Annotated in this window: 19 protein-coding genes; 10 read left to right on the plus strand and 9 right to left on the minus strand. The window is 61.5% G+C overall.

The annotated features are described in order from the left end of the window. Positions 1-77: 77 nt before the first annotated feature. Both CD58_RS08900 and CD58_RS08905 read left to right on the plus strand, forming a co-directional pair. The gene (locus CD58_RS08900) at positions 78-1,490 is read left to right on the plus strand and encodes an aspartate aminotransferase family protein (protein ID WP_025212672.1); all 1,413 of its coding nucleotides are present in this window, start codon (positions 78-80) and stop codon (positions 1,488-1,490) included. 84 nt (positions 1,491-1,574) lie between these two features. Then, entirely contained in the window at positions 1,575-1,802 is a 228-nt protein-coding gene (locus CD58_RS08905; RefSeq protein WP_025212673.1) for an MbtH family protein, read from the plus strand. A gap of 137 nt (positions 1,803-1,939) precedes the next feature. On the opposite strand, the gene CD58_RS08910 is transcribed toward CD58_RS08905, so the two are convergent. Further along, positions 1,940-2,758, minus strand: a complete 819-nt coding sequence (locus tag CD58_RS08910; protein WP_025212674.1) for a pyruvate, water dikinase regulatory protein — start codon at positions 2,756-2,758, stop codon at positions 1,940-1,942. A 176-nt stretch (positions 2,759-2,934) separates the two neighbouring features. Here CD58_RS08910 and ppsA point away from each other — a divergent pair, with 176 nt between their 5' ends. The 8 genes from ppsA (at position 2,935) to CD58_RS08955 (ending at position 11,057) form a co-directional block, all read left to right on the plus strand. After that, positions 2,935-5,310, plus strand: a complete 2,376-nt coding sequence (ppsA, locus tag CD58_RS08920) for a phosphoenolpyruvate synthase (protein ID WP_025212675.1) — start codon at positions 2,935-2,937, stop codon at positions 5,308-5,310. Positions 5,311-5,467: 157 nt separating this feature from the next. Beyond that, positions 5,468-6,457 carry an alpha/beta fold hydrolase gene (locus CD58_RS08925; protein ID WP_025212676.1) on the plus strand — a complete coding sequence of 330 codons (990 nt, stop codon included), beginning with the start codon at positions 5,468-5,470 and terminating at the stop codon, positions 6,455-6,457. A 126-nt stretch (positions 6,458-6,583) separates the two neighbouring features. After that, positions 6,584-7,075, plus strand: coding sequence for a ribonuclease E activity regulator RraA (gene rraA, locus CD58_RS08930; RefSeq protein ID WP_025212677.1), 492 nt, complete (start codon positions 6,584-6,586; stop codon positions 7,073-7,075). Between the two features lie 25 nt (positions 7,076-7,100). Next, the gene (locus tag CD58_RS08935; protein WP_025212678.1) at positions 7,101-8,096 is read left to right on the plus strand and encodes a zinc transporter ZntB; all 996 of its coding nucleotides are present in this window, start codon (positions 7,101-7,103) and stop codon (positions 8,094-8,096) included. Positions 8,097-8,160: 64 nt separating this feature from the next. Further along, complete coding sequence (locus CD58_RS08940) at positions 8,161-8,406, plus strand: hypothetical protein (RefSeq protein ID WP_025212679.1); 246 nt, start codon at positions 8,161-8,163, stop codon at positions 8,404-8,406. Positions 8,407-8,408: 2 nt separating this feature from the next. Next, entirely contained in the window at positions 8,409-9,233 is an 825-nt protein-coding gene (locus tag CD58_RS08945) for a mechanosensitive ion channel family protein (protein WP_025212680.1), read from the plus strand. Positions 9,234-9,324: 91 nt separating this feature from the next. Next, complete coding sequence (sigX, locus tag CD58_RS08950) at positions 9,325-9,915, plus strand: RNA polymerase sigma factor SigX (protein ID WP_025212681.1); 591 nt, start codon at positions 9,325-9,327, stop codon at positions 9,913-9,915. Positions 9,916-10,022: 107 nt separating this feature from the next. After that, positions 10,023-11,057 (plus strand): OmpA family protein, encoded by a 1,035-nt coding sequence (locus tag CD58_RS08955; protein ID WP_025212682.1) that lies wholly within the window; start codon positions 10,023-10,025, stop codon positions 11,055-11,057. A gap of 199 nt (positions 11,058-11,256) precedes the next feature. Here CD58_RS08955 and cobA read toward each other — a convergent pair whose 3' ends face one another. From cobA to CD58_RS08995, 8 genes are all read right to left on the minus strand, one after another. Beyond that, positions 11,257-12,012, minus strand: coding sequence for a uroporphyrinogen-III C-methyltransferase (gene cobA, locus CD58_RS08960; RefSeq protein ID WP_025212683.1), 756 nt, complete (start codon positions 12,010-12,012; stop codon positions 11,257-11,259). 11 nt (positions 12,013-12,023) lie between these two features. Further along, on the minus strand, positions 12,024-14,741 hold the full coding sequence (locus CD58_RS08965) for a nitrate reductase (RefSeq protein ID WP_025212684.1): 2,718 nt from the start codon (positions 14,739-14,741) through the stop codon (positions 12,024-12,026). Continuing rightward, complete coding sequence (nirD, locus tag CD58_RS08970) at positions 14,741-15,058, minus strand: nitrite reductase small subunit NirD (protein ID WP_025212685.1); 318 nt, start codon at positions 15,056-15,058, stop codon at positions 14,741-14,743. The genes CD58_RS08965 and nirD overlap by 1 nt, the downstream gene beginning before the upstream one ends. Beyond that, positions 15,055-17,508 carry a nitrite reductase large subunit NirB gene (gene nirB, locus CD58_RS08975; protein WP_025212686.1) on the minus strand — a complete coding sequence of 818 codons (2,454 nt, stop codon included), beginning with the start codon at positions 17,506-17,508 and terminating at the stop codon, positions 15,055-15,057. The genes nirD and nirB overlap by 4 nt, the downstream gene beginning before the upstream one ends. 415 nt (positions 17,509-17,923) lie before the next feature. Further along, positions 17,924-19,594 carry a bifunctional protein-serine/threonine kinase/phosphatase gene (locus CD58_RS08980; RefSeq protein WP_025212687.1) on the minus strand — a complete coding sequence of 557 codons (1,671 nt, stop codon included), beginning with the start codon at positions 19,592-19,594 and terminating at the stop codon, positions 17,924-17,926. A 9-nt stretch (positions 19,595-19,603) separates the two neighbouring features. Beyond that, the gene (locus CD58_RS08985; RefSeq protein ID WP_025212688.1) at positions 19,604-20,815 is read right to left on the minus strand and encodes a nitrate/nitrite transporter; all 1,212 of its coding nucleotides are present in this window, start codon (positions 20,813-20,815) and stop codon (positions 19,604-19,606) included. Positions 20,816-21,218: 403 nt separating this feature from the next. Next, on the minus strand, positions 21,219-21,794 hold the full coding sequence (locus CD58_RS08990) for an ANTAR domain-containing response regulator (protein ID WP_025212689.1): 576 nt from the start codon (positions 21,792-21,794) through the stop codon (positions 21,219-21,221). Between the two features lie 14 nt (positions 21,795-21,808). Next, positions 21,809-23,020, minus strand: coding sequence for a CmpA/NrtA family ABC transporter substrate-binding protein (locus CD58_RS08995; protein ID WP_025212690.1), 1,212 nt, complete (start codon positions 23,018-23,020; stop codon positions 21,809-21,811). Positions 23,021-23,037: the final 17 nt, after the last annotated feature.

The raw sequence follows: 23,037 nt of genomic DNA on the forward strand, positions 1-23,037 counted from the left end.
ACGTGCGCCCGACCGGGTGCGCACCTGCCCGGTGTGCCATTTGGGTCACTACTTACAGTGGATTGCGGGGTCGAGAGATGTCAGTCGCCAACAGCCTTATCGAAGCACAGCCGGCGCGGGCCAACGTCGCGCCGGCCGAGACGCTCTATCAATTCAATGAGTCGCCACTGCTGGCTCGCCAGAATCGGCAGGAGTCCAACGCCCGCAGCTATCCGCGGCGTATTCCCCTGGCGCTCAAGCGCGCCAGGGGACTGTATGTCGAGGACGTCGAAGGCCGGACCTTCATTGACTGCCTGGCCGGTGCCGGCACGCTGGCGCTGGGGCATAACCACCCGGTGGTGATCGAGGCGATCCAGCAAGTGCTGGCCGATGAGCTGCCCTTGCATACCCTGGACTTGACCACGCCGGTCAAGGACCGCTTCGTCCAGGACCTGTTCGGCCTATTGCCGGCGCAACTGGCCGCCGAGGCGAAGATCCAGTTCTGCGGCCCCACCGGCACCGACGCGGTGGAAGCCGCCCTCAAGCTGGTGCGCACCGCCACCGGACGCAGCACCGTGCTGTCGTTCCAGGGCGGTTATCACGGCATGAGCCAGGGCGCGTTGAGCCTGATGGGCAGTCTTGGGCCGAAGAAACCCTTGGGGGCCTTGCTCAGCAGCGGTGTGCAATTCATGCCATACCCCTACGATTACCGCTGCCCGTTCGGGTTGGGTGGTGCCGAGGGCGTGAAGGCCAACCTGCATTACCTGGAAAACCTGCTGAACGATCCCGAGGCCGGCGTGCAATTGCCAGCAGCGGTAATTGTCGAGGTGGTGCAGGGTGAGGGCGGCGTGATCCCGGCTGATCTTGATTGGCTGCGCGGCTTGCGGCGCATTACCGAGCAGGCCGGCGTGGCGCTGATCGTCGACGAAATCCAGAGCGGTTTCGGCCGCACCGGCAAAATGTTCGCGTTCGAGCATGCCGGGATCATTCCGGACGTCGTCGTGCTGTCCAAAGCCATCGGCGGCAGCCTGCCGCTGGCGGTGGTGGTGTATCGCGACTGGCTCGACACCTGGTTGCCGGGTGCCCATGCCGGGACCTTCCGTGGCAATCAAATGGCCATGGCCGCCGGTTCCGCGGTGATGCGCTATCTGGTGGAGCACAACCTGCCGGCCCATGCCGCCGCTATGGGCGAGCGCTTGCGCGAACACCTGCTCATCCTGCAGCGGGACTTCCCGGAGCTGGGTGATATCCGTGGTCGTGGGCTGATGCTCGGTGTCGAACTGGTGGACCTGACAGGTAAGCCGGACGCCCTGGGCCATCTGCCGGTGCATGCGCGCCTGGCGCCACGGCTGCAGCGTGAATGCCTCAAGCGCGGGTTGATCCTGGAATTGGGTGGCCGGCAGGGCGGCGTGGTGCGTTTCCTGCCGCCACTGATCATTACCGCGGCAGAAATCGACCGGGTCGCCGAGATTTTCGGACGCGCCTTGAAGGCGGCCGTGGCCGACAGCTAATTTTCACCTGGCCCCGTACGTTCCTTTCATATCCTGGCTGCGCATGTGCCGCAGCGAACCTCGAGCAAAGATGGAGAGACACCCATGACTTCAGTATTCGACCGCGAGGACATCGTCTTTCAGGTCGTGGTCAACCACGAAGAACAGTATTCGATCTGGCCAGACTACAAAGCGATTCCCGAAGGCTGGCGCACCGTTGGCAAAAGCGGATTCAAGAAGGAATGCCTGGCCTACATCGAAGAAACCTGGACCGACATGCGCCCGTTGAGCCTGCGCAAGAAAATGGATGAGCAGGCGGCTGTGGCTCATTGATACAGAACCTGTGAGCCCCGAACTCCTGTGGGAGCGGGCTTGCTCGCGAAAGCGGTGTGTCAGCTAACACTTGATTGACAGATAAGCCGCCTTCGCGAGCAAGCCCGCTCCCACAGGGTTTTTGGCTTGCCGTTAGTTCACTTGAACCGCCGCTCCACCCCTTTCTCCACCAGAATCTTCGCCGAAATCTCCTCCACGGAAAAATGCGTGGAATTGATATGCGGTATGTTCTCCCGCCGGAACAGATTTTCCACCTCGCGCACTTCGAACTCGCACTGGGCATAGCTCGAATAGCGGCTGTTGGGCTTGCGCTCGTTGCGGATCGCGGTGAGGCGGTCCGGGTCGATGGTCAGGCCGAACAACTTGTGATGATGGGCGCGCAGGGCGCTGGGCAGTTGAAGGCGCTCCATGTCGTCTTCGGTCAACGGATAGTTGGCCGCGCGGATGCCGAATTGCATCGCCATGTACAGACACGTCGGCGTCTTACCACAGCGCGACACCCCCACTAGGATCAGGTCGGCCTTGTCGTAATAATGCGTGCGCGCGCCGTCATCGTTGTCCAGCGCGAAGTTGACCGCCTCGATCCGCTCCATGTAATTGGAGTTGTGGCCGATGGAGTGGGACTTGCCGACCGAGTAGGACGAATGCTCGCTCAGTTCCTGCTCCAACGGCGCCAGGAACGTGGAAAAAATGTCGATCATGAAACCATTGGACGTTGCGAGAATCTCACGGATGTCCTGATTGACGATGGTATCGAAGATAATCGGGCGAAAACCGTCGGTTTCGGCGGCTTTATTGATTTGCTGTACCATGGCCCGCGCTTTGTCGACGTTGTCGATGTACGGACGTATGAACTTGGCGAAGGTTATGTTTTCGAATTGCGCCAACAGGCTTTGGCCTAGCGTCTCGGCCGTGATGCCGGTGCCGTCGGAGATAAAGAAAGCAGATCGTTTCATTTGCGCCTTGGGCCTTAAGCTAGTGACGATTCTTGGATATGATAGGCGCGATTTGCCGGCCGCCAGTGGCCCGCATTCTCACTTATTTTCCAGGTCCAGGCCATATCGCCGACAATCGCTCCCCTGGAGCCGTCGGTGCCTTGAGCTTTTCCAACACAGTTAGTGGAGAGATCACCTTGGTAGAGTACGTAGTTTCCCTCGATAAGCTCGGCGTCCATGATGTAGAGCATGTGGGGGGCAAGAACGCATCCCTGGGCGAGATGATCAGTAACCTCGCCGGTGCCGGCGTATCGGTGCCAGGTGGCTTCGCCACGACCGCTCAGGCTTATCGTGATTTCCTGGAACTGAGTGGGCTGAACCAGCAGATCCACGATGCACTCGATGCCCTGGACGTCGATGACGTCAATGCCCTGGCCAAGACCGGCGCCCAGATCCGCCAATGGATCATGGAAGCCGAGTTCCCCGAGAAACTGAACGCCGAGATCCGTACTGCCTTCGCCAAACTGTCCGAAGGCAATCCTGACGTCGCCGTCGCCGTACGTTCCTCGGCCACCGCCGAAGACCTGCCGGACGCCTCCTTCGCCGGCCAGCAGGAAACCTTCCTGAACATCCGCGGCGTGGAAAACGTCATCCGCGCGGCCAAGGAAGTCTTCGCCTCTCTTTTTAACGACCGTGCCATTTCCTACCGCGTTCACCAGGGCTTCGACCATAAGCTGGTCGCCCTGTCCGCGGGTGTGCAGCGCATGGTCCGCTCCGAAACCGGCACCGCCGGTGTGATGTTCACCCTCGACACCGAGTCGGGTTTCCGTGACGTGGTGTTCATCACCGGCGCCTACGGCCTGGGTGAGACCGTGGTCCAGGGCGCGGTGAACCCGGATGAGTTCTATGTCCACAAAGGCACGCTGGAAGCCGGTCGCCCGGCCATCCTGCGCCGCAACCTGGGCAGCAAGGCCATCAAGATGATCTACGGCGACGAAGCCAAGGCCGGTCGTTCGGTGAAGACCGTCGACGTGGACAAGGCCGAACGCGCGCGTTTTTGCCTGAGCGACGCCGAAGTCAGCGAGCTGGCCAAGCAGGCGATGATCATCGAAAAGCACTACAAGTGCCCGATGGACATCGAATGGGCCAAGGACGGTGACGACGGCAAGCTGTACATCGTGCAGGCCCGTCCGGAAACCGTGAAGAGCCGCACCCAGGCCAACGTCATGGAGCGCTACCTGCTCAAGGAAACCGGCACCGTGCTGGTGGAAGGCCGTGCCATTGGCCAGCGCATCGGCGCCGGCAAGGTACGGATCATCAAGGACGTCTCGGAGATGGACAAGGTCCAGGCCGGCGACGTACTGGTTTCCGACATGACCGACCCGGACTGGGAACCGGTGATGAAACGCGCCAGCGCCATCGTCACCAACCGTGGCGGGCGTACTTGCCACGCGGCGATCATCGCCCGTGAACTGGGTATCCCGGCCGTGGTGGGTTGCGGCAACGCCACTCAACTGCTCAAGGACGGCCAGGGCGTGACTGTTTCCTGCGCCGAAGGCGATACCGGCTACATCTTCGAAGGCGAACTGGGCTTCGACATCAAGAAGAACTCCGTGGACGCCATGCCGGACCTGCCGTTCAAGATCATGATGAACGTCGGCAATCCGGACCGCGCCTTTGACTTCGCCCAATTGCCGAACGCCGGTGTGGGCCTGGCCCGCCTGGAGTTCATCATCAACCGCATGATCGGCGTGCACCCCAAGGCGCTGCTCAACTACGACGGCCTGCCGTCGGAGATCAAGGACAGCGTCGACAAGCGCATTGCTGGCTACGACGATCCGGTCGGTTTCTACGTCGAGAAGCTGGTGGAAGGCATCAGCACCCTGGCGGCGGCGTTCTGGCCGAAAAAGGTCATCGTGCGCCTGTCGGACTTCAAGTCCAACGAATACGCCAACCTGATCGGCGGCAAGCTCTATGAGCCGGAAGAAGAAAACCCGATGCTGGGTTTCCGTGGGGCCTCGCGCTACATCAGCGAAGCGTTCCGTGACTGCTTCGAACTCGAGTGCCGCGCCCTCAAGCGCGTGCGCAACGAGATGGGCCTGACCAACGTCGAGATCATGGTGCCGTTCGTCCGGACCCTGGGCGAAGCGAGCCAGGTCGTCGACCTGCTCGCGGAAAACGGCCTGGCCCGTGGCGACAATGGCCTGCGCGTGATCATGATGTGCGAGCTGCCGTCCAATGCAATCCTGGCTGAAGAATTCCTCGAGTTCTTCGACGGTTTCTCCATCGGCTCCAACGACCTGACCCAGTTGACCCTGGGCCTGGACCGTGACTCCGGGATCATCGCGCACCTGTTCGACGAGCGGAATCCGGCGGTCAAGAAGCTGCTGGCCAATGCCATCGCTGCCTGCAATAAGGCTGGCAAGTACATCGGCATCTGCGGCCAGGGGCCTTCGGACCACCCGGACCTGGCCAAGTGGCTGATGGAGCAGGGCATCGAAAGCGTTTCGTTGAACCCGGACTCCGTGCTGGAAACCTGGTTCTTCCTGGCTGAGGGTCAGGCAGCGGTCTGATCGAGTGAAGGGGCCTCACCGGTAATGTAGGCCGGGTAACCTTTGTGGGAGCGAGCTTGCTCGCGATAGCGGAGTGTCAGCCAAGATTATTTTGCTGATCCACCGCAATCGCGAGCAAGTTCGCTCCCACAGTCGTCTTTTTTTGTGCAAGAGCATTATGCAAAGCAGCAGCAACCTTTTTCCTGTCGCCCTGATCAGCGCCGAGCGGCGCGGCGATCTGTGCGAAGACGTCTATCGCTTGAAACCCGGCAACAGCCCGGACTACAGCGTCGAACTCGCCGTCACCCGGCTGGGCATGGCCGACGCCACCGAAACCCGTGGCGTTCCCGTGATCCTGTTGCATGGCAGCTTTTCCAACCGGCGCTTCTGGTATTCGCCCAAGGGTTTGGGCCTGGGGGCGTACCTGACGCGCCTGGGGTTCGATGTCTGGATACCCGAGATGCGCGGCCATGGGCTGTCCCAGCGCAACCAGGGCTATCGCAACAATCGCGTGGCCGACTACGCCCGTTACGACTTGCCGGCCATCGGTGCCTTCGTGCGGGAGCAGAGCGGGCAAGTGCCGCACTGGATCGGCCATTCCCTGGGGGGCATCACCCTGGCGGCAGCCTTGGGCGGCCACTACCTGGGGGCGCCGGCCGTGGCTTCGGCGGCGTTCTTTGGCACCCAGGTCAGCCGCACCTACTGGCCGCTGAAGATCCCCCCGCTGGAGTGGAGCGGTCGGTTCATCCTCAAGCGTTTCGCCCAATTGTCCGGCGCAAGGCTCAAGCGCGGCCCCGAGGACGAGCCCATCGGCCTGGCCTTGGAGAGCATGCGTTGGTACGGCCTGTTCGGGCGTTTCGGCGATGCCGAGAAGAACTGGTGGGCGGGCCTTGCCGATGTGCAGGTGCCGGTGCTGGCGGTGAGTGCAGCGGGTGATCACCAGGACCCGACCTGGGCCTGCCGCAAACTCTTCGAGCAGATCGGTTCCGAGCACAAGCAGTTTGTCTGCCTGGGCCGCAAGCAGGGTTTCAGTGACGATTTCGGCCATGTCGAAATGCTGGTCAGCAAAGCCGCGCACACGGAGGTCTGGCCTCTGGTGGCGCGTTGGCTGGAGGATCAGCACGCTCCGTTGCTGGAAAATCTGCCGGTCCTGGCCGAGGCGGTTTGAGCGAAAGGCTCTGACAGGGGCATTTCGCTCTGGTCGGCTTGCGGCTAAGATATGACGCGTTGCGCTGTTGCGGTCATAAACGGTTGTTCATTCAACCTGACGTTCAAGCCCTACAGGAGTTGTTCGATGAACCATTACCTCACGCCCGACCTGTGCGACGCCTACCCGGAGTTGGTGCAGGTGTTGGAGCCGATGTTCAGCAATTTCGGCGGCCGCGATTCCTTTGGCGGCGAAATCGTGACCATCAAGTGCTTCGAGGACAACTCGCGGGTCAAGGAGCAGGTTGAACTCCAGGGCAACGGCAAGGTGTTGGTGGTCGATGGCGGTGGCTCCCTGCGCCGGGCACTGCTGGGCGACATGCTGGCGGAAAAAGCCGCGAAAAACGGCTGGGAAGGGCTGGTGGTCTACGGTTGCATCCGCGACGTCGACGTCATCGCCCAGACGGACCTAGGGGTCCAGGCCCTCGCCAGCCACCCGATGAAAACCGACCGGCGTGGTGTCGGCGAGCTCAATGTGCCGGTGACCTTTGCCGGCGTGACGTTTCGTCCGGGCGAGTATGTCTATGCGGATAACAACGGCGTGATCGTCTCGCCAAGCCCGCTGAAAATGCCTGAATGAAGTGCCACAGCCATAAGGGATGAGGATGTTCGAGGAAGAAAACGCGCAATGGGGGCTGGTGCATGCCCTGGTGCTGGACGGTAAAGGCGGCGCGCGTTCCATAGCCCGGACCGAACTCGACGATTTGCAGTTGCAGGCGCACGAAAGCCTGTGGCTGCACTGGGATCGCAGTCATCCGCAAACCCATACCTGGCTGCGCAAATCCAGTGGCCTGAGCGAATTCAACTGCGACCTGTTGCTCGAAGAGAACACCCGGCCGCGGCTGTTGCCGTTGCCTAACGCTGAGCTGCTGCTGTTCCTCAGGGGGATCAACCTCAACCCGGGCGCCGAGCCGGAAGACATGGTGTCGGTGCGGATCTTTGCGTCCGCCCAACGCGTGATCTCCCTGCGCCTGCGTCCACTGCGTGCCACCGATGAGCTGCTGGCGCAATTGGCTGAGGGGAAGGGGCCGAAAAGTGCGTCGGAGCTCATCCTTTATATGGCGCAATACCTCACCAATAAGGTGCAGGATCTGGTCACCTGCCTCTCTGAAATCGTCGATGGCGAGGAAGAGAAGCTCGATACTGACGAACGGTATACTCCCGAGCACGACGCCATTTTGCATATCCGTCGAAGGGCGGCCGGGCTGAAGCGATTCCTGGCCCCACAGCGGGACATCTTCGGTCAGATGACACGGCTTAAACTGCCATGGTTCGTCGACGACGACGGTGACTACTGGAATGAATTGAACAACAGCCTGACCCGTTACCTCGAGGAGCTGGAATTGACCCGAGAGCGCGTGGGCCTTGTGCTGGAGGCCGAGGATCGGCGTCTTTCGGTGCGTATGAACCGCACCATGTATCGCTTTGGCATCATCACCGGGATTTTCCTGCCGATGAGTTTTCTCACCGGCCTTTTGGGCATTAACGTCGGCGGCATTCCGTTTTCCGATAGCGCTTACGGCTTCCTGGTTGCCTGCCTGCTGATGGTCTGCGTGGCGCTGGGGCAGTGGTGGTTATTCCGCCGTTTGCGCTGGGTGTGAAGAAGGCTTCATGTGACCCGACGAAATTTGACCGCGTCTCCCACAGACATCACGAGAGGTGCGTATGCACGATCCGTTCGAACAGTCTTTGCGTGACATGCTCAGGGCTTCGCCATCCAGCCGGGACGACGATGCATGTCTGGGGCGTGTACTGAAAACCGCCAACCGCCAGGTCGGCGCCGGCGATCTGTTCAGCCTGCTGGGCCGCTGGCTGCCCGCGCTGATGATCGCCTTGAATAACGGGTCGGCCCACGTCTCGCCGGTGTCCCGTCGTAAACCTGTTACTCGCACCGCTGATAAGGCTGATTGAATATGGAACTTAATCTCTGGACCCAGAGCCTCGTCACGGCAATGACTGCGTTGTGGACCAAAGTGGCTAACTTTATCCCCAACCTTTTTGGCGCGCTGGTCGTGCTGTTGTTGGGTTTCGTCGTCGCCAAGCTGCTGGACACGCTGCTTTCCAAGCTGCTCGCCAAACTGGGGCTCGACCGCTTGATGGGCGGCACCGGCCTGACCAAGCTGCTGTCCCGGGGTGGCATCCAGGTACCGATTTCGACCCTGATCGGCAAGATCGTCTATTGGTTCGTGCTGTTGATTTTTCTGGTTTCCGCGGCAGAATCCCTTGGTCTTGAGCGAGTTTCAGCTACGCTCGATATGCTTGCACTGTATTTGCCGAAGGTCTTCGGGGCTGCGCTGGTGTTGCTGGTGGGCGTCCTGCTGGCGCAACTGGCCAACGGGCTGGTGCGCGGCGCGGCCGAGGGCGTAGGGCTCGATTACGCCCAGGGCCTGGGCAGAATTGCCCAGGGCCTGGTGATCATCATCAGTATTTCGGTCGCGATCAGCCAGTTGGAGGTCAAGACTGACCTGCTCAACCATGTGATTGTGATCGTCTTGATTACCGTTGGTCTGGCGGTTGCGCTGGCCATGGGCTTGGGAAGCCGGGAAATCGCCGGTCAGATTCTTGCGGGAATCTATGTGCGTGAGCTGTATGAGGTTGGGCAACAAGTGCGTGTTGGCGAGGTCGAAGGCCAGATCGAAGAGATCGGCACGGTGAAGACCACATTGCTGACCGAGGAGGGCGAACTGGTGTCGCTCTCCAATCGGATCCTGCTGGAGCAGCATGTGAGTAGCCGCTAACCCGGCAAACCCTGCTAATGTATGCCGCCGCAAAATGCCCGTTATCGCAGGCTGCGGCGCACATTGACCTAGACTGTCGGCCCGACTTGTTTTGAACAAACCCCAATCGCTATCTACGCGCTACGACCCCCGTGATCTCTCCGATGAGGAGTTGGTCGCGCGCGCGCATACGGAGCTGTTTCACGTAACACGCGCTTACGAAGAGTTGATGCGGCGTTACCAGAGAACATTATTTAACGTTTGTGCACGATATCTTGGGAACGATCGCGATGCTGACGATGTCTGTCAGGAGGTGATGTTGAAGGTGCTGTATGGCCTGAAGAACTTCGAGGGGAAATCGAAGTTCAAGACATGGCTCTATAGCATCACGTACAACGAATGCATCACGCAGTATCGCAAGGAACGGCGAAAGCGTCGCTTGATGGACGCTTTGAGCCTGGACCCTCTCGAGGAAGCGTCTGAAGAAAAGGCGCCCAAGCCCGAGGAAAAGGGTGGACTCGATCGCTGGCTGGTCTATGTGAACCCGATCGACCGGGAAATTCTGGTGCTACGATTTGTCGCAGAACTGGAATTCCAAGAGATCGCAGACATAATGCACATGGGTTTGAGCGCGACAAAAATGCGCTACAAGCGCGCTCTTGACAAATTGCGTGAGAAATTTGCAGGCATTGCTGAAACTTAGTTTGGCGCAAATATCTCTTACGTGTAGGCAAGTTCTGATAGACTTGCCGCCGAGTTGTCCCCCGGTTTGCGGGACTGCTTCACAATCACCAGATGGGGATTTAACGGATGAAACTGAAAAACACCTTGGGCTTTGCCATTGGTTCTCTTATTGCTGCCACTTCGTTCGGCGCTCTGGCACAAGGCCAAGGCGCAGTTGAAATCGAAGGCTTCGCCAAGAAAGAGCAATTCGACAGCGCTCGTAACTTCAAGAACAACGGCAACCTGTTCGGCGGTTCGGTTGGTTACTTCCTGACCGACGACGTTGAACTGCGTCTGGCCTACGACGAAGTGCACAACGCACGTACCGACGACGGCACGAACGTCAAGGGCGCCAACACCGCTCTGGACGCTCTGTACCACTTCAACAACCCAGGTGACATGCTGCGTCCTTACGTCTCTGCCGGTTTCTCCGACCAGAGCATCGACCAGAATGGCAGCAACGGTCGTAACCGTTCCACCTTTGCTAACGTTGGTGGCGGCGCCAAGCTGTATTTCACCGAGAACTTCTACGCCCGTGCTGGCGTTGAAGCTCAGTACAACATCGACCAAGGCGACACCGAGTGGGCGCCAAGCGTCGGTATCGGTGTGAACTTCGGTGGCGGCTCCAAGCCTGCTGCTGCTCCAGTTCCAGCTCCGGCTGAAGTCTGCTCCGACAGCGACAACGATGGCGTGTGCGACAACGTCGACAAGTGCCCTGACACCCCAGCCAACGTAACCGTTGACGCTGATGGCTGCCCAGCAGTTGCTGAAGTTGTACGTGTTGAGCTGGACGTCAAGTTCGACTTCGACAAGTCGGTCGTTAAAGAAAACAGCTACGGCGACATCAAGAACCTGGCTGATTTCATGAAGCAGTACCCATCCACCAGCACCACTGTTGAAGGTCACACTGACTCCGTCGGTCCTGACGCTTACAACCAGAAACTGTCTGAGCGTCGTGCAAACGCCGTTAAGCAAGTTCTGACCAACCAGTACGGTGTTGAATCGTCCCGCGTTCAGTCTGTTGGCTACGGCGAATCCCGCCCAGTTGCTGACAACAAGACTGAAGCTGGTCGCGCAGTTAACCGTCGCGTAGAAGCGCAGGTTGAAGCTCAAGGCAAGTAATTAGCCCGAAGCTGTAGAAAAGCCCGGCTTAGGCCGGGCTTTTCTTTGCCTGCGATTTATGGGAGATGGAGGATGTGTCAGGCAAAGCAAAACCTGTGGGAGCGAGCTTGCTTGCGATAGCGGTGGGTCTGCATCCTTGATGTTGACTGATACGCCGCCATCGCGAGCAAGCTCGCTCCCACAGGTTCGGTGTTGTTTGTTACAGCGCTGAAGCCTGGACCCACGCAGGCTGCGATCCTGCAAGTTCAGCGGCCGCTGCCACCGCACCAATCACCAGGATGGCCGGGCTCTTGAGCTGGAACGCACTGGCATCGGCTTCCATCGAGGCCAGGTCGCTGCGGCAGTCACGTTGATGGGGCAGGGAAGCGTTTTCAATCATGGCCACCGGGGTGTCCGCCGCCAAGCCACCGGCCAACAGTTGCTCGCGGATTTCGCTCAGTTTCGCCACGCCCATGTACACCACCAGCGTCGTGCCGCTTTGGGCCAGGGCTTGCCAGTTCAAGCTGCTGCCGTCCTGGGTGTGGGCGGTCACCAGTGTCACGCCACGGGCAATCCCACGCAGGGTCAGCGGAATATCGCACTGGGTGGCGCCTGCAAGCCCCGCGGTGATGCCATTGACCAGCTCCACTTCGACGCCATGCTCACGCAGCCACTGCGCCTCTTCACCGCCCCGGCCGAAGATGCACGGATCGCCACCCTTGAGACGCACCACGCATTTGCCTTGGCGGGCATAACGCAGCATCAACCGATGGATAAAGGCTTGTGGCGTGGACCGGCATCCGCCGCGTTTGCCCACGGCAATGATGCGAGCGGTGGGGCAATGCTCAAGCACGGCGCTATTGACCAGATCGTCGATCAGCACCACGTCGGCTTCGCCCAAGGCGCGCACGGCTTTGAGGGTCAATAATTCAGGGTCACCGGGACCCGCACCCACCAGCCAGACTTTTGCGTTCATAGTGTTTTTCCTCACGAGATAACGGCCACCGGTTGCGCAGTGGCAACCAGTAGGCGCTTGATTTCCGGTACACAGGAGCCGCATTGCGTGCCGCAACCCAGTTCCTTTTTCAACCCCTGCAGATCCAGGCCACGTTCAATGCCCGCACAGACCGCACGCTGGCTGACGTTCATGCAGTTGCACAGCGTTTTGCTGCCTTTGAGCGAAGTGCCGACATTGCCCGGCGGCGCGCTCAAAGGCGCCAGCAGCCAGCGGCGCAATTGCTCATCGGCACGACCTTCCTGCCACAGATTCTGCAACCAGTGTCGGGCCAGGGTTTCGCCGGCCAGGCGAATGGCGGTGATGCGACCGTTTTCGATGCGCACCCGTTTACCAATGGAGCGCCGTGGATCGTCATAGGCCAGAACCGGCCCATCGATCAGCCCCAATTGCGCGTCAATCGCCTGGAGCAGTTGCGGTTCGGGGGCGATGGCGCTGGCAGCGCGAATCAGCAATGCGGGACGTTCACGACCGGTCAGACTCAGGCTGACGTAGGAAAACGCCTCACACAGCGGTCGTAGCGTCTCCAGATGCTGTTGAACATCGCCTTCGATCAAGGCGAAAAGCTGCCAGGGCAGGTTTACCGGATCCAGGCGCACGCCACTGTGTTTGAGTTCCGGTTGCTTCGATAGCGGGTCGAAGGCCGGCTGGGTCAGGGTATTGACCCCACCCTTGAGGAACCGGTCGCCCCAGTGCATGGGCAGGAACGCTTGGCCGGGGCGCACGCTTTCGTCGCTTTCCACCGCCACGATCACGGCACCGCGACGGCTTTTGAGGCTGACCAGGTCGCCGGCTTGCAGGCGATGGCGCTGCATTTCGTCGGGATGCAGGCTGAGCACGGCTTCGTTCACATGGCCGAACAATTGCGCGGCGGTGCCGGTACGGCTCATGCCGTGCCACTGATCGCGCAGCCGACCGGTGTTGAGGGTCAGCGGGTAGCGGGCGTCACGCAGTTCCTTGGCGGCGCGATACGGGTCGGCCACGAACCGGGCGCGGCCGCTGTCGGTGGGAAAAATCCCGTCCACATACAGGCGCGCCGTCCCAACGGTCGCACCTTCCGGGAAGGGCCATTGTTGCGGGCCGAGTTGATCGATCAGTTCATGGCTGATGCCGGACAAGTCCAGGTCGCGACCCCGGGTCAGCTGTTTGTATTCATCGAACAGTTGGGCTGGGGTTTCAAAGGCGAACAGGCTGGGCTGGCCGGGCCGCAGGCGTTTCTCCAAGCGTTGTGCGAAATCTACCGTGATTGCCCAGTCCGCCCGCGCTTCACCCGGTGCGCCGATCGCCCGGCGGACGTGGGAAATGCGCCGTTCGGAGTTGGTTACCGAACCTTCTTTCTCACCCCAGCTGGCCGCCGGCAGCAGCAGGTCGGCAAACGCGGCGGTTTCGGTGGTCCGGAAAGCCTCCTGCAACACCACGAATGGGCAGGCTTGCAGCGCTTCACGTACCGCCGCCTGGTCTGGCATCGATTGGGCCGGGTTGGTGCAGGCGATCCACAAGGCCTTGATCTTGCCGCTGCGAACCTGCTCGAACAATTCGATGGCGCTCAAGCCGGTGGTGGCGGGCAATTGCTCGACACCCCAGTAACGGGCGACTTCGGCGCGATGCTCCGGGTTGGCTGCTTCGCGATGGCCTGGCAGCAGGTTTGACAGGCTGCCGGTTTCCCGTCCGCCCATGGCATTGGGCTGGCCGGTCAGTGAGAAAGGTCCCGCACCCGGCCGGCCGATTTGCCCGGTGGCCAGATGCAAATTGATCAATGCGCTGTTCTTGGCGCTGCCAGCGGTGGACTGATTCAAGCCCATGCACCACAGCGACAGGAAACTCGGCGACGTGCCGACCCATTCGGCGCACTGGTGCAGTTGCTCGACGCTGATACCGCACAGTTGGGCGACCATGCTCGGTGTGTAGTCGCGGACCAGGTTTTTCAGGTCTGCCAGGCCTTCGGTGTGGGCCTTGATGAAGTCGCGGTCGACCCAGTCTTCCCACAGCAGCAGGTGCAAAATCCCATGGAACAAGGCGACATCGGTGCCGGGCAGGATCGCCAGGTGCAGGTCCGCCAGGTCGCAGGTGTCGGTGCGCCGAGGGTCGATGACGATGATCTTCATCTGCGGCCGACGGGATTTGGCTTCCTCGAGGCGGCGAAACAGGATGGGGTGGGCGTAGGCCATGTTACTGCCGACGATCATCACGCAGTCGCTCAGCTCCAGGTCTTCATAGCTGCAGGGCGGGGCATCGGCACCGAGGCTGCGCTTGTAGCCCACCACGGCGGAGGACATGCACAGCCGGGAATTGCTGTCGATGTTGTTGGTGCCCACCAACGCCCGGGCGAGTTTGTTGAAGGCGTAGTAATCCTCGGTCAGCAGCTGCCCGGAGATGTAGAACGCCACGCTGTCGGGGCCGTGTTCGGCAAGGGTATCGGCGAACACGCTGGCAGCGTGATCCAGGGCACTGTCCCAGTCGGTGCGGGCCCGGGCCAGGCCTTTGCCCAGGCGCAGCTCCGGGTACAGGGCCCGTGCGGCGAGGTCGCCGGTCAAGTGCAGGGTGGAGCCCTTGCTGCACAGTTTGCCGAAGTTGGCCGGATGGGCGGGATCGCCACTGACGCCGAGGATGCGCTCGTCGTCATGCTCGATCAGCACGCCGCAACCGACCCCGCAATAACAGCAGGTCGAGGCAGTGGTCTGGCGGTTCATCAGCTTGCGTCCCGCAGGGCCAGCATCACCCGGCCGTTCTCGACTCGCGCCGAATGATGATGGGCACAGCCCACGTCCGGGGCCTGGGCCTGGCCGCTTTCCAGGTCGATCTGCCAGTTATGCAGCGGGCAGGCCACGCGCTTGCCGTACACCAAGCCTTGTGACAGCGGTCCACCCTTGTGAGGGCAACGGTCATCCAGGGCGAACACCTCATCATCGCTGGTACGAAAAATCGCGATATCGCCTTTCGGGCCATTGATGATGCGCGACCCGAGGATATTGATCTCTTCCAGTGCGCAGATATCCAGCCAGTTCATGCCAGCACCTCCAGAGTCTTCACGGGAATGACCTCGAACTCTTTTTTCAGCTGGGGTTGTTCCAGGCGTTGTTTCCACGGGTCCTGTTCCAGCGACAGGGAAAATTTCAGGCGTTCGTGAAGAGCTTTGCGCCGCTCCGGGTCTTCGAGCACGGCCTTCTTGATGTGCTCCATGCCGACCCGCTGCATGTAGTGCACGGTGCGTTCGAGGTAGAAGGCTTCTTCGCGGTACAGCTGCAGGAAGGCGCCGTTGTATTCACGCACTTCTTCGGCGGTCTTGAGTTTGACGAAGAATTCGGCGACCTCGGTCTTGATCCCGCCGTTGCCACCGATGTACATCTCCCAGCCGGAGTCGACGCCGATGATGCCGACGTCCTTGATGCCGGCCTCCGAGCAGTTGCGCGGGCAACCGGAGACGGCCAGCTTGACCTTGTGGGGCGACCACATGTTGAACAGGTCGTGCTCCAGCTCGATGCCCAGTTGGGTCGAGTTTTGCGTGCCGAAGCGGCAGAACTCACTGCCCACGCAGGTTTTCACGGTGCGGATGGACTTGCCGTAGGCGTGGCCGGACGGCATGTCGAGGTCTTTCCAGACCCCCGGCAGGTCTTGCTTCTTGATGCCCAGCAGGTCGATACGCTGGCCGCCGGTGACCTTGACCATGGGCACGTTGTATTTGTCGGCCACGTCGGCAATGCGCCGCAGTTCCGAAGGATTGGTCACGCCACCCCACATCCGCGGGACGACCGAGTAGGTGCCGTCTTTCTGGATGTTGGCGTGGGCACGTTCGTTGATCAGCCGCGACTGCGGGTCGTCCTGGGCTTCGCCGGGCCAGCTGGAGATCAGGTAGTAGTTCAGCGCCGGGCGGCAGGTGGCGCAGCCGTTCGGGGTGCGCCAGTTCAGGTAACTCATGGTCCCGGCTATGGTCAGCAGGTGCTGGTCGCGGATCGCCTGGCGGATCTGGCCGTGGTTGAGGTCGCTGCAACCGCAGATGGCTTTTTCGCTTTTCGGCTTGACGTCCGCCGCGCCGCCCACGGTATTGATCAGGATCTGTTCCACCAGGCCGGCGCAGGAACCGCAGGAGCTGGCGGCCTTGGTGTGTTTTTTCACGTCATCGACGCTGAACAGGCCATGTTCCTGGATCGCCTTGACGATGGTGCCCTTGCACACGCCGTTGCAGCCGCAGACTTCGGCGCTGTCGGCCATGCTCATGGCTTTGTCCTGGCCTTGGTGACCGACGTCGCCCAAGGCGTTCTCGCCAAACATCAGGTGATCGCGGATCTCGCTGATGGCATGGTTTTCACGGATCTGGCGGAAATACCAGCCACCATCCGCCGTATCGCCGTACAGGCAGGCACCGACCAATACGTCGTCCTTGATCACCAGCTTTTTGTAGACGCCGCCGATCGGGTCGGAAAGGGTGATGGTTTCGGTGCCTTCGCCGCCCATGAAGTCCCCGGCGGAGAACAGGTCAATGCCGGTGACTTTGAGTTTGGTCGAGGTCACTGAGCCCTTGTAAGTGGCGAAACCCAGTTGCGCGAGGTGGTTGGCGCAGACCTTGGCCTGTTCGAACAACGGTGCGACCAGACCATAGGCGGTGCCGCGATGGCTGGCGCATTCACCGATGGCGTAGATGCGCGGGTCGTAGGTTTGCATCGTGTCGTTGACCAGGATCCCGCGGTTGCAAGGAATGCCGGATTTTTCCGCCAGTTCGGTGTTGGGACGGATGCCGGCCGCCATCACCACCAGGTCGGCGGGGATGATGTCGCCATTCTTGAACTGGACCGAGCCGACCCGGCCGTTGCCGGCGTCGTGCAGGGCTTGGGTCTGTTCGCTGAGGCGGAATTTCAGGCCACGGTTTTCCAGGGCGGTTTGCAGCAACTGGCCGCTGGTTTTGTCCAGTTGCCGCTCCAGCAGCCACTCGCCCAAGTGCACCACGGTCACGTCCATGCCCCGTAGCTTCAAGCCATTGGCGGCTTCCAGGCCCAGCAGGCCACCGCCGATCACCACGGCGTGTTTGTGGGTCTTGGCGGTGTTGATCATCGCCTGGGTGTCGGCGATGTCGCGGTAGCCGATCACGCCCTCCAGGGTGTTGCCGGGAATCGGCAGGATGAACGGGGTGGAGCCGGTGGCGATCAGCAGGCGGTCGTATTCGGCTTCGCTGCCGTCTTCGGCGATGACCCGGCGCTTGATCCGGTCGATCTCCACCACCTTGCGATTGAGCAGCAACTTGATGTTGTTGTCCAGGTACCAGCTCAGGTCGTTGAGCACGATCTCTTCGAACGTCTGCTCACCGGCCAGCACCGGCGAGAGCAGGATGCGGTTGTAGTTGGTGTGGGGCTCGGCACCGAACACCGTGATGTCGTAAAGCTCATTGCTCAACTTGAGCAGTTCTTCGAGGGTTCGAACCCCGGCCATGCCGTTGCCGATCATTACCAGTTTGAGTTTTTTCATCAGGGTTCTCCGCAAGCCAGGCCCGTTTCATCACGGCGATCGGACTGGCTCGGCAATTTTTACGAAAACAAAAAAAGGCGTCCCGCTAGCAAGCTAGCGAGGACGCCTTTGTCCTGGTCCCGTTCTCTCGGGAAGCACCGCCTTCATCGTTGGAGGCGTTGCTTTATGTATGGTGAGAGAGGTTATGCAGTGGTTGTGCCAAGTGGCTTGAAGGCGCGGATTTATTGGGGGCAAGCGTGGGGTGGGGAGGGTGGAGGGGGATTTATTGCACCGAATCAAAGCGTGTTGCCCGGTAATGGAGCGCTGTCGAGCTTTATGTGGCGAGGGAGCTTGCTCCCGCTCGAGCGCGAAGCGGTCGCAAGTTCTTGGGTCTGCTTCGCAGCCCAGCGGGAGCAAGCTCCCTCGCCACAGGTCATTACGAATGGAACACCAAAAACAGCAGCACAATGTTTACCACCAAAGACACCAGCGCCAAGGTCCGCCAGACCTTCAGCGGTTCACGCTCCAGCAACGGCCGGGGCCTTACGCTCAAGCTACGGCGTTCGCCCTGTTCCAGCAGCAACAACCACTCCTCAGCCGTTTCAAAGCGTTGCTCCGGATCTGCGGCGACGGCGCGTTCCAGGCTTTGCCCGAGCCATTCGGCCAGGTCCGGTCGATAGCGACTGGCGCTGACCGGCACGCCAAAGCGTGGGCGCTGGAACGCTTCGATTTCGCCGTAGGGATAATGCCCGGTCAGCAGGAAGTACAAGGTCACGCCGACCGAGTACAGGTCCTGTTGCGCGGTCGGCGCCGTGCCGGCGAAGGCTTCCGGGGCGATGTAGCTGGGCGTGCCGGGCAACACGTTGGCCTGGTCCTCGGACAGGCCTGGGCAGTAAGCCAGACCGAAATCCAGCAGGCGCAATTCCCCGTCATCCCCCAGGTGCAGGTTTTCCGGCTTGATGTCGCGGTGGTAGATCTGCCTTCGATGCAGCAGGCCCACCGCCCGCACCAGTCGTTGCGCCAGGTCCAGCCACTGGGCCAAAGGTAGCGGCCCGCCCTGGTTGAACAACTCGGCCAGGGTCATGCCCGAATACTCGCGCATCACATAGTACAAATGCTGGCGCTGGGGAGCACCATGGACCTCGGGAAACTGCCGCCCGGCGACCCGCTTGAGAAACCATTCTTCCGACAGCAAAGCCTGTCCGGCACGGCTGTCGTCCCGCAGCTGCCCTGGCAAGGTTTTCAGCAGCCAGGGCTGGCCCTGACCGTCGTGTACCCGGTAGAGCAACGATTGCTGGCTCTGGCCGAGCAGGCCTTCGATCTGCCAGCCTTCGAACACCTGGCCGGGTTTCAGTGCCGGGGGAAGGGGCCATTGTTGCAACTGGATCAGCGCATCGCCGATGCTCGCTTCACCCACCGCATCGACCCGCACCAACAGGGCGCTGGCGTTGTCCTGGCTGCCGGCCAGGTGCGCGGCATTGACCAGGGTCTGGGCGGCGAGGTCCAGGTCCGGTTGGTCGCGCAGGATGCCGGCGATGGCCGTGTCGCCCAGGACCGCCCAGACCCCGTCGCTGAGCAGTACGAAGGTTTCGTCGGTGCGCAGTTCGCCGTCAAGGAAATCCAGGATCAGGTGTTGATCCAGCCCCAGGGCGCGCTTGAGCACATGTTGCATGCCTTGCTGTTCCCAGACGTGGTCTTCGCTGACCCGTTGCAGGTGCTCGGCGTGCCAGCGATAGACCCGGCAATCACCGACATGCGCGAGGGTAAAGCGTCGGCCCCGCAGGACCAGGGCGCTGACGGTGGTGAGCAGCGGTTGCCCACCACCGTTGGCCTGCAGCCAGCGATTCTGTGCCAGCAACAGCCGGTCCAGTGCCTGGGCCACGCCCCAGGTTTGCGGCGTGGAGTAGTAGTCCAGGGCCAGGGCCTGCAAGGTCGAACGGGCGGCCAGTCCGCCATCGGCGCATTGGCTCACGCCGTCGGCGATGGCGAACAGGTATCCCTTGCTGGCGGCCAGGGCCGGCGCCGGAGTGACCAGGCGCAGGGCGTCCTGGTTTTCTTCCCGCGGGCCGATGGCACTGGCTTCGGCGAAACTCAGTTGCAGACTCATGGAGGCTATTTATACCCGAGCCGCGGTGACGGCGGCCGAACCCCAAGTGGTCCTCCAGCGACGCTTGACGCCGTGCAGGCCGAACCAGGCCAGGACACCGAGGCTGGCGAACAACCACAGCGCCAGTTGATAGCTGCCGGTGCTCTGCTTGATCGCACCCATGCCCGCCGCGAGGGCAAAACCCCCGATACCGCCGGCCATGCCGATCAGCCCAGTCATCACGCCGATTTCGCGGCGGAAGCGTTGTGGCACCAGTTGGAACACCGCGCCGTTGCCCGCACCCAAGCCGAGCATGGTGCAAACGAACAGGGCCAGGGCCGCATAGGAGCTTGGCAGGTTGAAACCCACCGCCGCGATGCAGACGGCCGCCACGGTGTACATGCCCAGTAATGTGCGGATGCCGCCGAAACGATCCGCCAGGGCGCCGCCCAGGGGGCGCATCAGGCTGCCACCGAAGACGCAGGCGGCGGTGTAGTAGCCGGCGGTGACCGGGCTCAGGCCGTATTGGTCGTTGAAGTAGCCGGGCAGGGCGCTGGCCAGGCCGATGAAGCCGCCGAAGGTCACGCTGTAGAAGAACATGAACCACCAGCTGTCACGGTCGCCCAGGGCCTTGAGGTAGTCGGCCATGGATTTGGCTTTCGGCCGCTCGGGAGCGTTCTTGGCCAGCCAGGCGAAGAGCACCAAGGTCAGCACCAGCGGGATCAGTGCAAAGCCGAAGACGTTGGTCCAACCGAATGCCACCGCCATCACCGGCGCGATCAATGCAGCGAGCACGGTGCCCGAGTTACCGGCACCGGCAATGCCCATGGCCTTGCCCTGGTGTTGTGGCGGATACCACTGGGACGCCAGCGGCAGGGCCACGGCGAACGACGCGCCGGCCACGCCCAGGAACAGGCCCAGCAACAGGGCTTGCTCGTAGCTGTGGATGCCGAGTTTCCAGGCGCAGAACAGCGCACCGATCACAATCACCTGGCCCACCATGCCGGCGGTCTTTGGCGAAATCCGATCGGCCAGCAGGCCCATGAACAGACGCAGTACGGCACCGGCCAGGATCGGCGTCGCTACCATCAGGCCGCGTTGCTGGGTGGTCAGGTGCAGGTCGGCAGAGATCTGTACCGCCAGTGGACCGAGCAGGTACCAGACCATGAAGCTCAGGTCGAAGTAGAGGAAGGCCGCGAACAGTGTCGGGGTGTGGCCGGATTTCCAGAAGCTTGAATTCATCGCGCACCTCAGCTGTAAAAGTCTCGAGAAATGAGTCAGTGCTTTGAGCAGTGCGCCGCCTGTGGTCGCACCACCGGCCCCAAAGGGCCAAAACAAAAAAACGCCGCAACCCGGATTGCCAGAGAGGCAAGGAGGGTATGCGACGTCTTTGTCGTAGGTGGGGCAACCGCCGTTGGTTACCTGTGGGATTGCTTAAGCGAGATCTGTGCCAACAGTAGGGATCGGAGGTGTCCTCTGAACCTGTGGGAGCGAGCTTGCTCGCGATGACGGTGGGTCAGTCGATATTGATGTCGGAAGTTAGATTGCTATCGCGAGCAAGCTCGCTCCCACAATGGATCCGCAGTGGCCGCAGAGCCTGTGGGAGCTTGCTCGCGATGGCGCCAGGCCAGGCGCTACAAGGCTTTCAGCCGAGCAACTCGTTCATCGCGATGATCTGCTCCGCCACCTGGATCAGCTTCTGCTGGCGGCTCATGGCCTGGCGGCGCATCAGGGTGTAGGCCTGTTCTTCATTGCATTCTTTCATCTTCATCAGCATGCCCTTGGCCAGTTCGATGCGCTTGCGCTCGGCCAGTTGCTGGTCGCGGGCCAGGAGCTGGGCGCGCAGGGCCTGGTCGCTTTCGAAGCGGGCCATGGCCACGTCGAGGATCGGTTGCAGGCGTGCGGCGTGGATGCCTTCGACGATGTAGGCGCTGACGCCTGACTTGATCGCCTGGCGCATGACATCCGGGTCGTGCTCGTCGGTAAACATGACGATCGGTCGTGGCTGGTCGCGACTGACCAGCACCACTTGTTCCATGACATCGCGTCCGGGTGACTCGGTATCGATCAGGATCACGTCCGGACGCACCGTTTCGACGCGCGCCGGCAGGTCGATGGTCAATCCGGATTCATCGATGACTTCGAATCCGGCTTCAATCAGGGCGGCTTTGAGGCGGCCGACTTTTTTCGCGGTGTCGTTGATCAGCAGGATACGCAGCATGGTCGAGGCTCCTGTCAGCGGCTGGCGAAAAGGGGAGCCGCATCGCTCAAGGCGTGCAGTTTGAAGCTGCGGGCATACTTGGCCGGGTCCGAACCGTCCCAGATGGTGCCATCGATCAACTGGCTGCTGCGCATGTCCTGGCGCGGGGACACGATGCCCAGTGCGCCAGCGGCTTCGCGGTACAGCTTGAGCTGCTGGACGTCCTGGGCCACGGCCAGGTAATCCGGGTCTTCGCGCAACAGCCCCCAGCGGCGGAACTGGGTCATGAACCACATGCCGTCGGACAGGTACGGCAGGTTGACCTCGCCATTGCCGTGGAACCGCATGGCGTGGGGATCCTGCCAACTGTTGCCCAAGCCATCGGCGTAGATCCCCAGCAACCGGGGTTCGATGCAGTCCAAGGGGGCGTCGAGGTATTCAGGCGCACTCAACAGTTGCGCGGTGCTGCGACGGTTTTCGCTGCTTTGTTCAATGAAGCGGCTGGCTTCGAGGATCGCCATCACCAGGGCCCGGGCGGTATTGGGGTGCTGCTCGACGAATGCGCGGGTGCAGCCCAGGACTTTTTCCGGGTGATCAGGCCAGATGGTCTGGGTGGTCGCCAGGGTGAAGCCCAGGTTCTGTTTCACCGCGCTGGCGCACCAGGGCTCGCCGACGCAAAAACCGTCGATACGCCCGGCTTGCAGGTGCGCGATCATTTGTGGCGGTGGCACCACCACGCTGTCGACATCCGACAACGGATGGATGCCTTGGGCGGCGAGCCAGTAATAGAGCCACATGGCATGGGTGCCGGTGGGGAAGGTCTGGGCGAAGGTCAGTTTCGGGCGAGTTTGGTGCACGTGCTGTTCCAGTGCCTCAGGACTGGTCACGCCCAAGGCCTGCAGGCCATGGGACAGGTTGATGCTCTGGCCGTTCTGGTTCAGGCCCATCAGCACGGCCATGTCGGTCGGCGCGACACCGCCGATGCCCAGGTGCACGGCGTAGATCAGGCCGTACAGGCTGTGGGCGGCATCGATTTCACCGCTGACCAGCTTGTCCCGCAGGTTGGCCCAGGACGTCTGGCGCTTGAGGTTCAGGGTCAGGCCGTAGGGTTGGGCGAAGCCCTGGGTGGCGGCTACCACCAGCGGGGCGCAGTCACTCAAGGCCATGAAGCCCAGGTTGATTGCGCTCTTTTCCGGGGCATCGCTGCCGTTGACCCAAGCCAGGGGGTTGGCTGGAACTTCATTCATCGCGCATCACCTTCCAC

This window comes from Pseudomonas brassicacearum, from assembly GCF_000585995.1.
Classification (GTDB): domain Bacteria; phylum Pseudomonadota; class Gammaproteobacteria; order Pseudomonadales; family Pseudomonadaceae; genus Aquipseudomonas; species Aquipseudomonas brassicacearum_A.

Excerpts from the sequence above, each read along its gene's own strand:
- CD58_RS08900 (WP_025212672.1), top strand. The coding sequence starts at position 78 with ATGTCAGTCGCCAACAGCCTTATCGAAGCACAGCCGGCGCGGGCCAAC.
- CD58_RS08905 (WP_025212673.1), top strand. The coding sequence starts at position 1,575 with ATGACTTCAGTATTCGACCGCGAGGACATCGTCTTTCAGGTCGTGGTC.
- CD58_RS08910 (WP_025212674.1), bottom strand. The coding sequence starts at position 2,758 with ATGAAACGATCTGCTTTCTTTATCTCCGACGGCACCGGCATCACGGCC.
- CD58_RS08925 (WP_025212676.1), top strand. The coding sequence starts at position 5,468 with ATGCAAAGCAGCAGCAACCTTTTTCCTGTCGCCCTGATCAGCGCCGAG.
- rraA (WP_025212677.1), top strand. The coding sequence starts at position 6,584 with ATGAACCATTACCTCACGCCCGACCTGTGCGACGCCTACCCGGAGTTG.
- CD58_RS08935 (WP_025212678.1), top strand. The coding sequence starts at position 7,101 with ATGTTCGAGGAAGAAAACGCGCAATGGGGGCTGGTGCATGCCCTGGTG.
- CD58_RS08940 (WP_025212679.1), top strand. The coding sequence starts at position 8,161 with ATGCACGATCCGTTCGAACAGTCTTTGCGTGACATGCTCAGGGCTTCG.
- CD58_RS08945 (WP_025212680.1), top strand. The coding sequence starts at position 8,409 with ATGGAACTTAATCTCTGGACCCAGAGCCTCGTCACGGCAATGACTGCG.
- CD58_RS08955 (WP_025212682.1), top strand. The coding sequence starts at position 10,023 with ATGAAACTGAAAAACACCTTGGGCTTTGCCATTGGTTCTCTTATTGCT.
- cobA (WP_025212683.1), bottom strand. The coding sequence starts at position 12,012 with ATGAACGCAAAAGTCTGGCTGGTGGGTGCGGGTCCCGGTGACCCTGAA.
- CD58_RS08965 (WP_025212684.1), bottom strand. The coding sequence starts at position 14,741 with ATGAACCGCCAGACCACTGCCTCGACCTGCTGTTATTGCGGGGTCGGT.
- nirD (WP_025212685.1), bottom strand. The coding sequence starts at position 15,058 with ATGAACTGGCTGGATATCTGCGCACTGGAAGAGATCAATATCCTCGGG.
- nirB (WP_025212686.1), bottom strand. The coding sequence starts at position 17,508 with ATGAAAAAACTCAAACTGGTAATGATCGGCAACGGCATGGCCGGGGTT.
- CD58_RS08980 (WP_025212687.1), bottom strand. The coding sequence starts at position 19,594 with ATGAGTCTGCAACTGAGTTTCGCCGAAGCCAGTGCCATCGGCCCGCGG.
- CD58_RS08985 (WP_025212688.1), bottom strand. The coding sequence starts at position 20,815 with ATGAATTCAAGCTTCTGGAAATCCGGCCACACCCCGACACTGTTCGCG.
- CD58_RS08990 (WP_025212689.1), bottom strand. The coding sequence starts at position 21,794 with ATGCTGCGTATCCTGCTGATCAACGACACCGCGAAAAAAGTCGGCCGC.
- CD58_RS08995 (WP_025212690.1), bottom strand. The coding sequence starts at position 23,020 with ATGAATGAAGTTCCAGCCAACCCCCTGGCTTGGGTCAACGGCAGCGAT.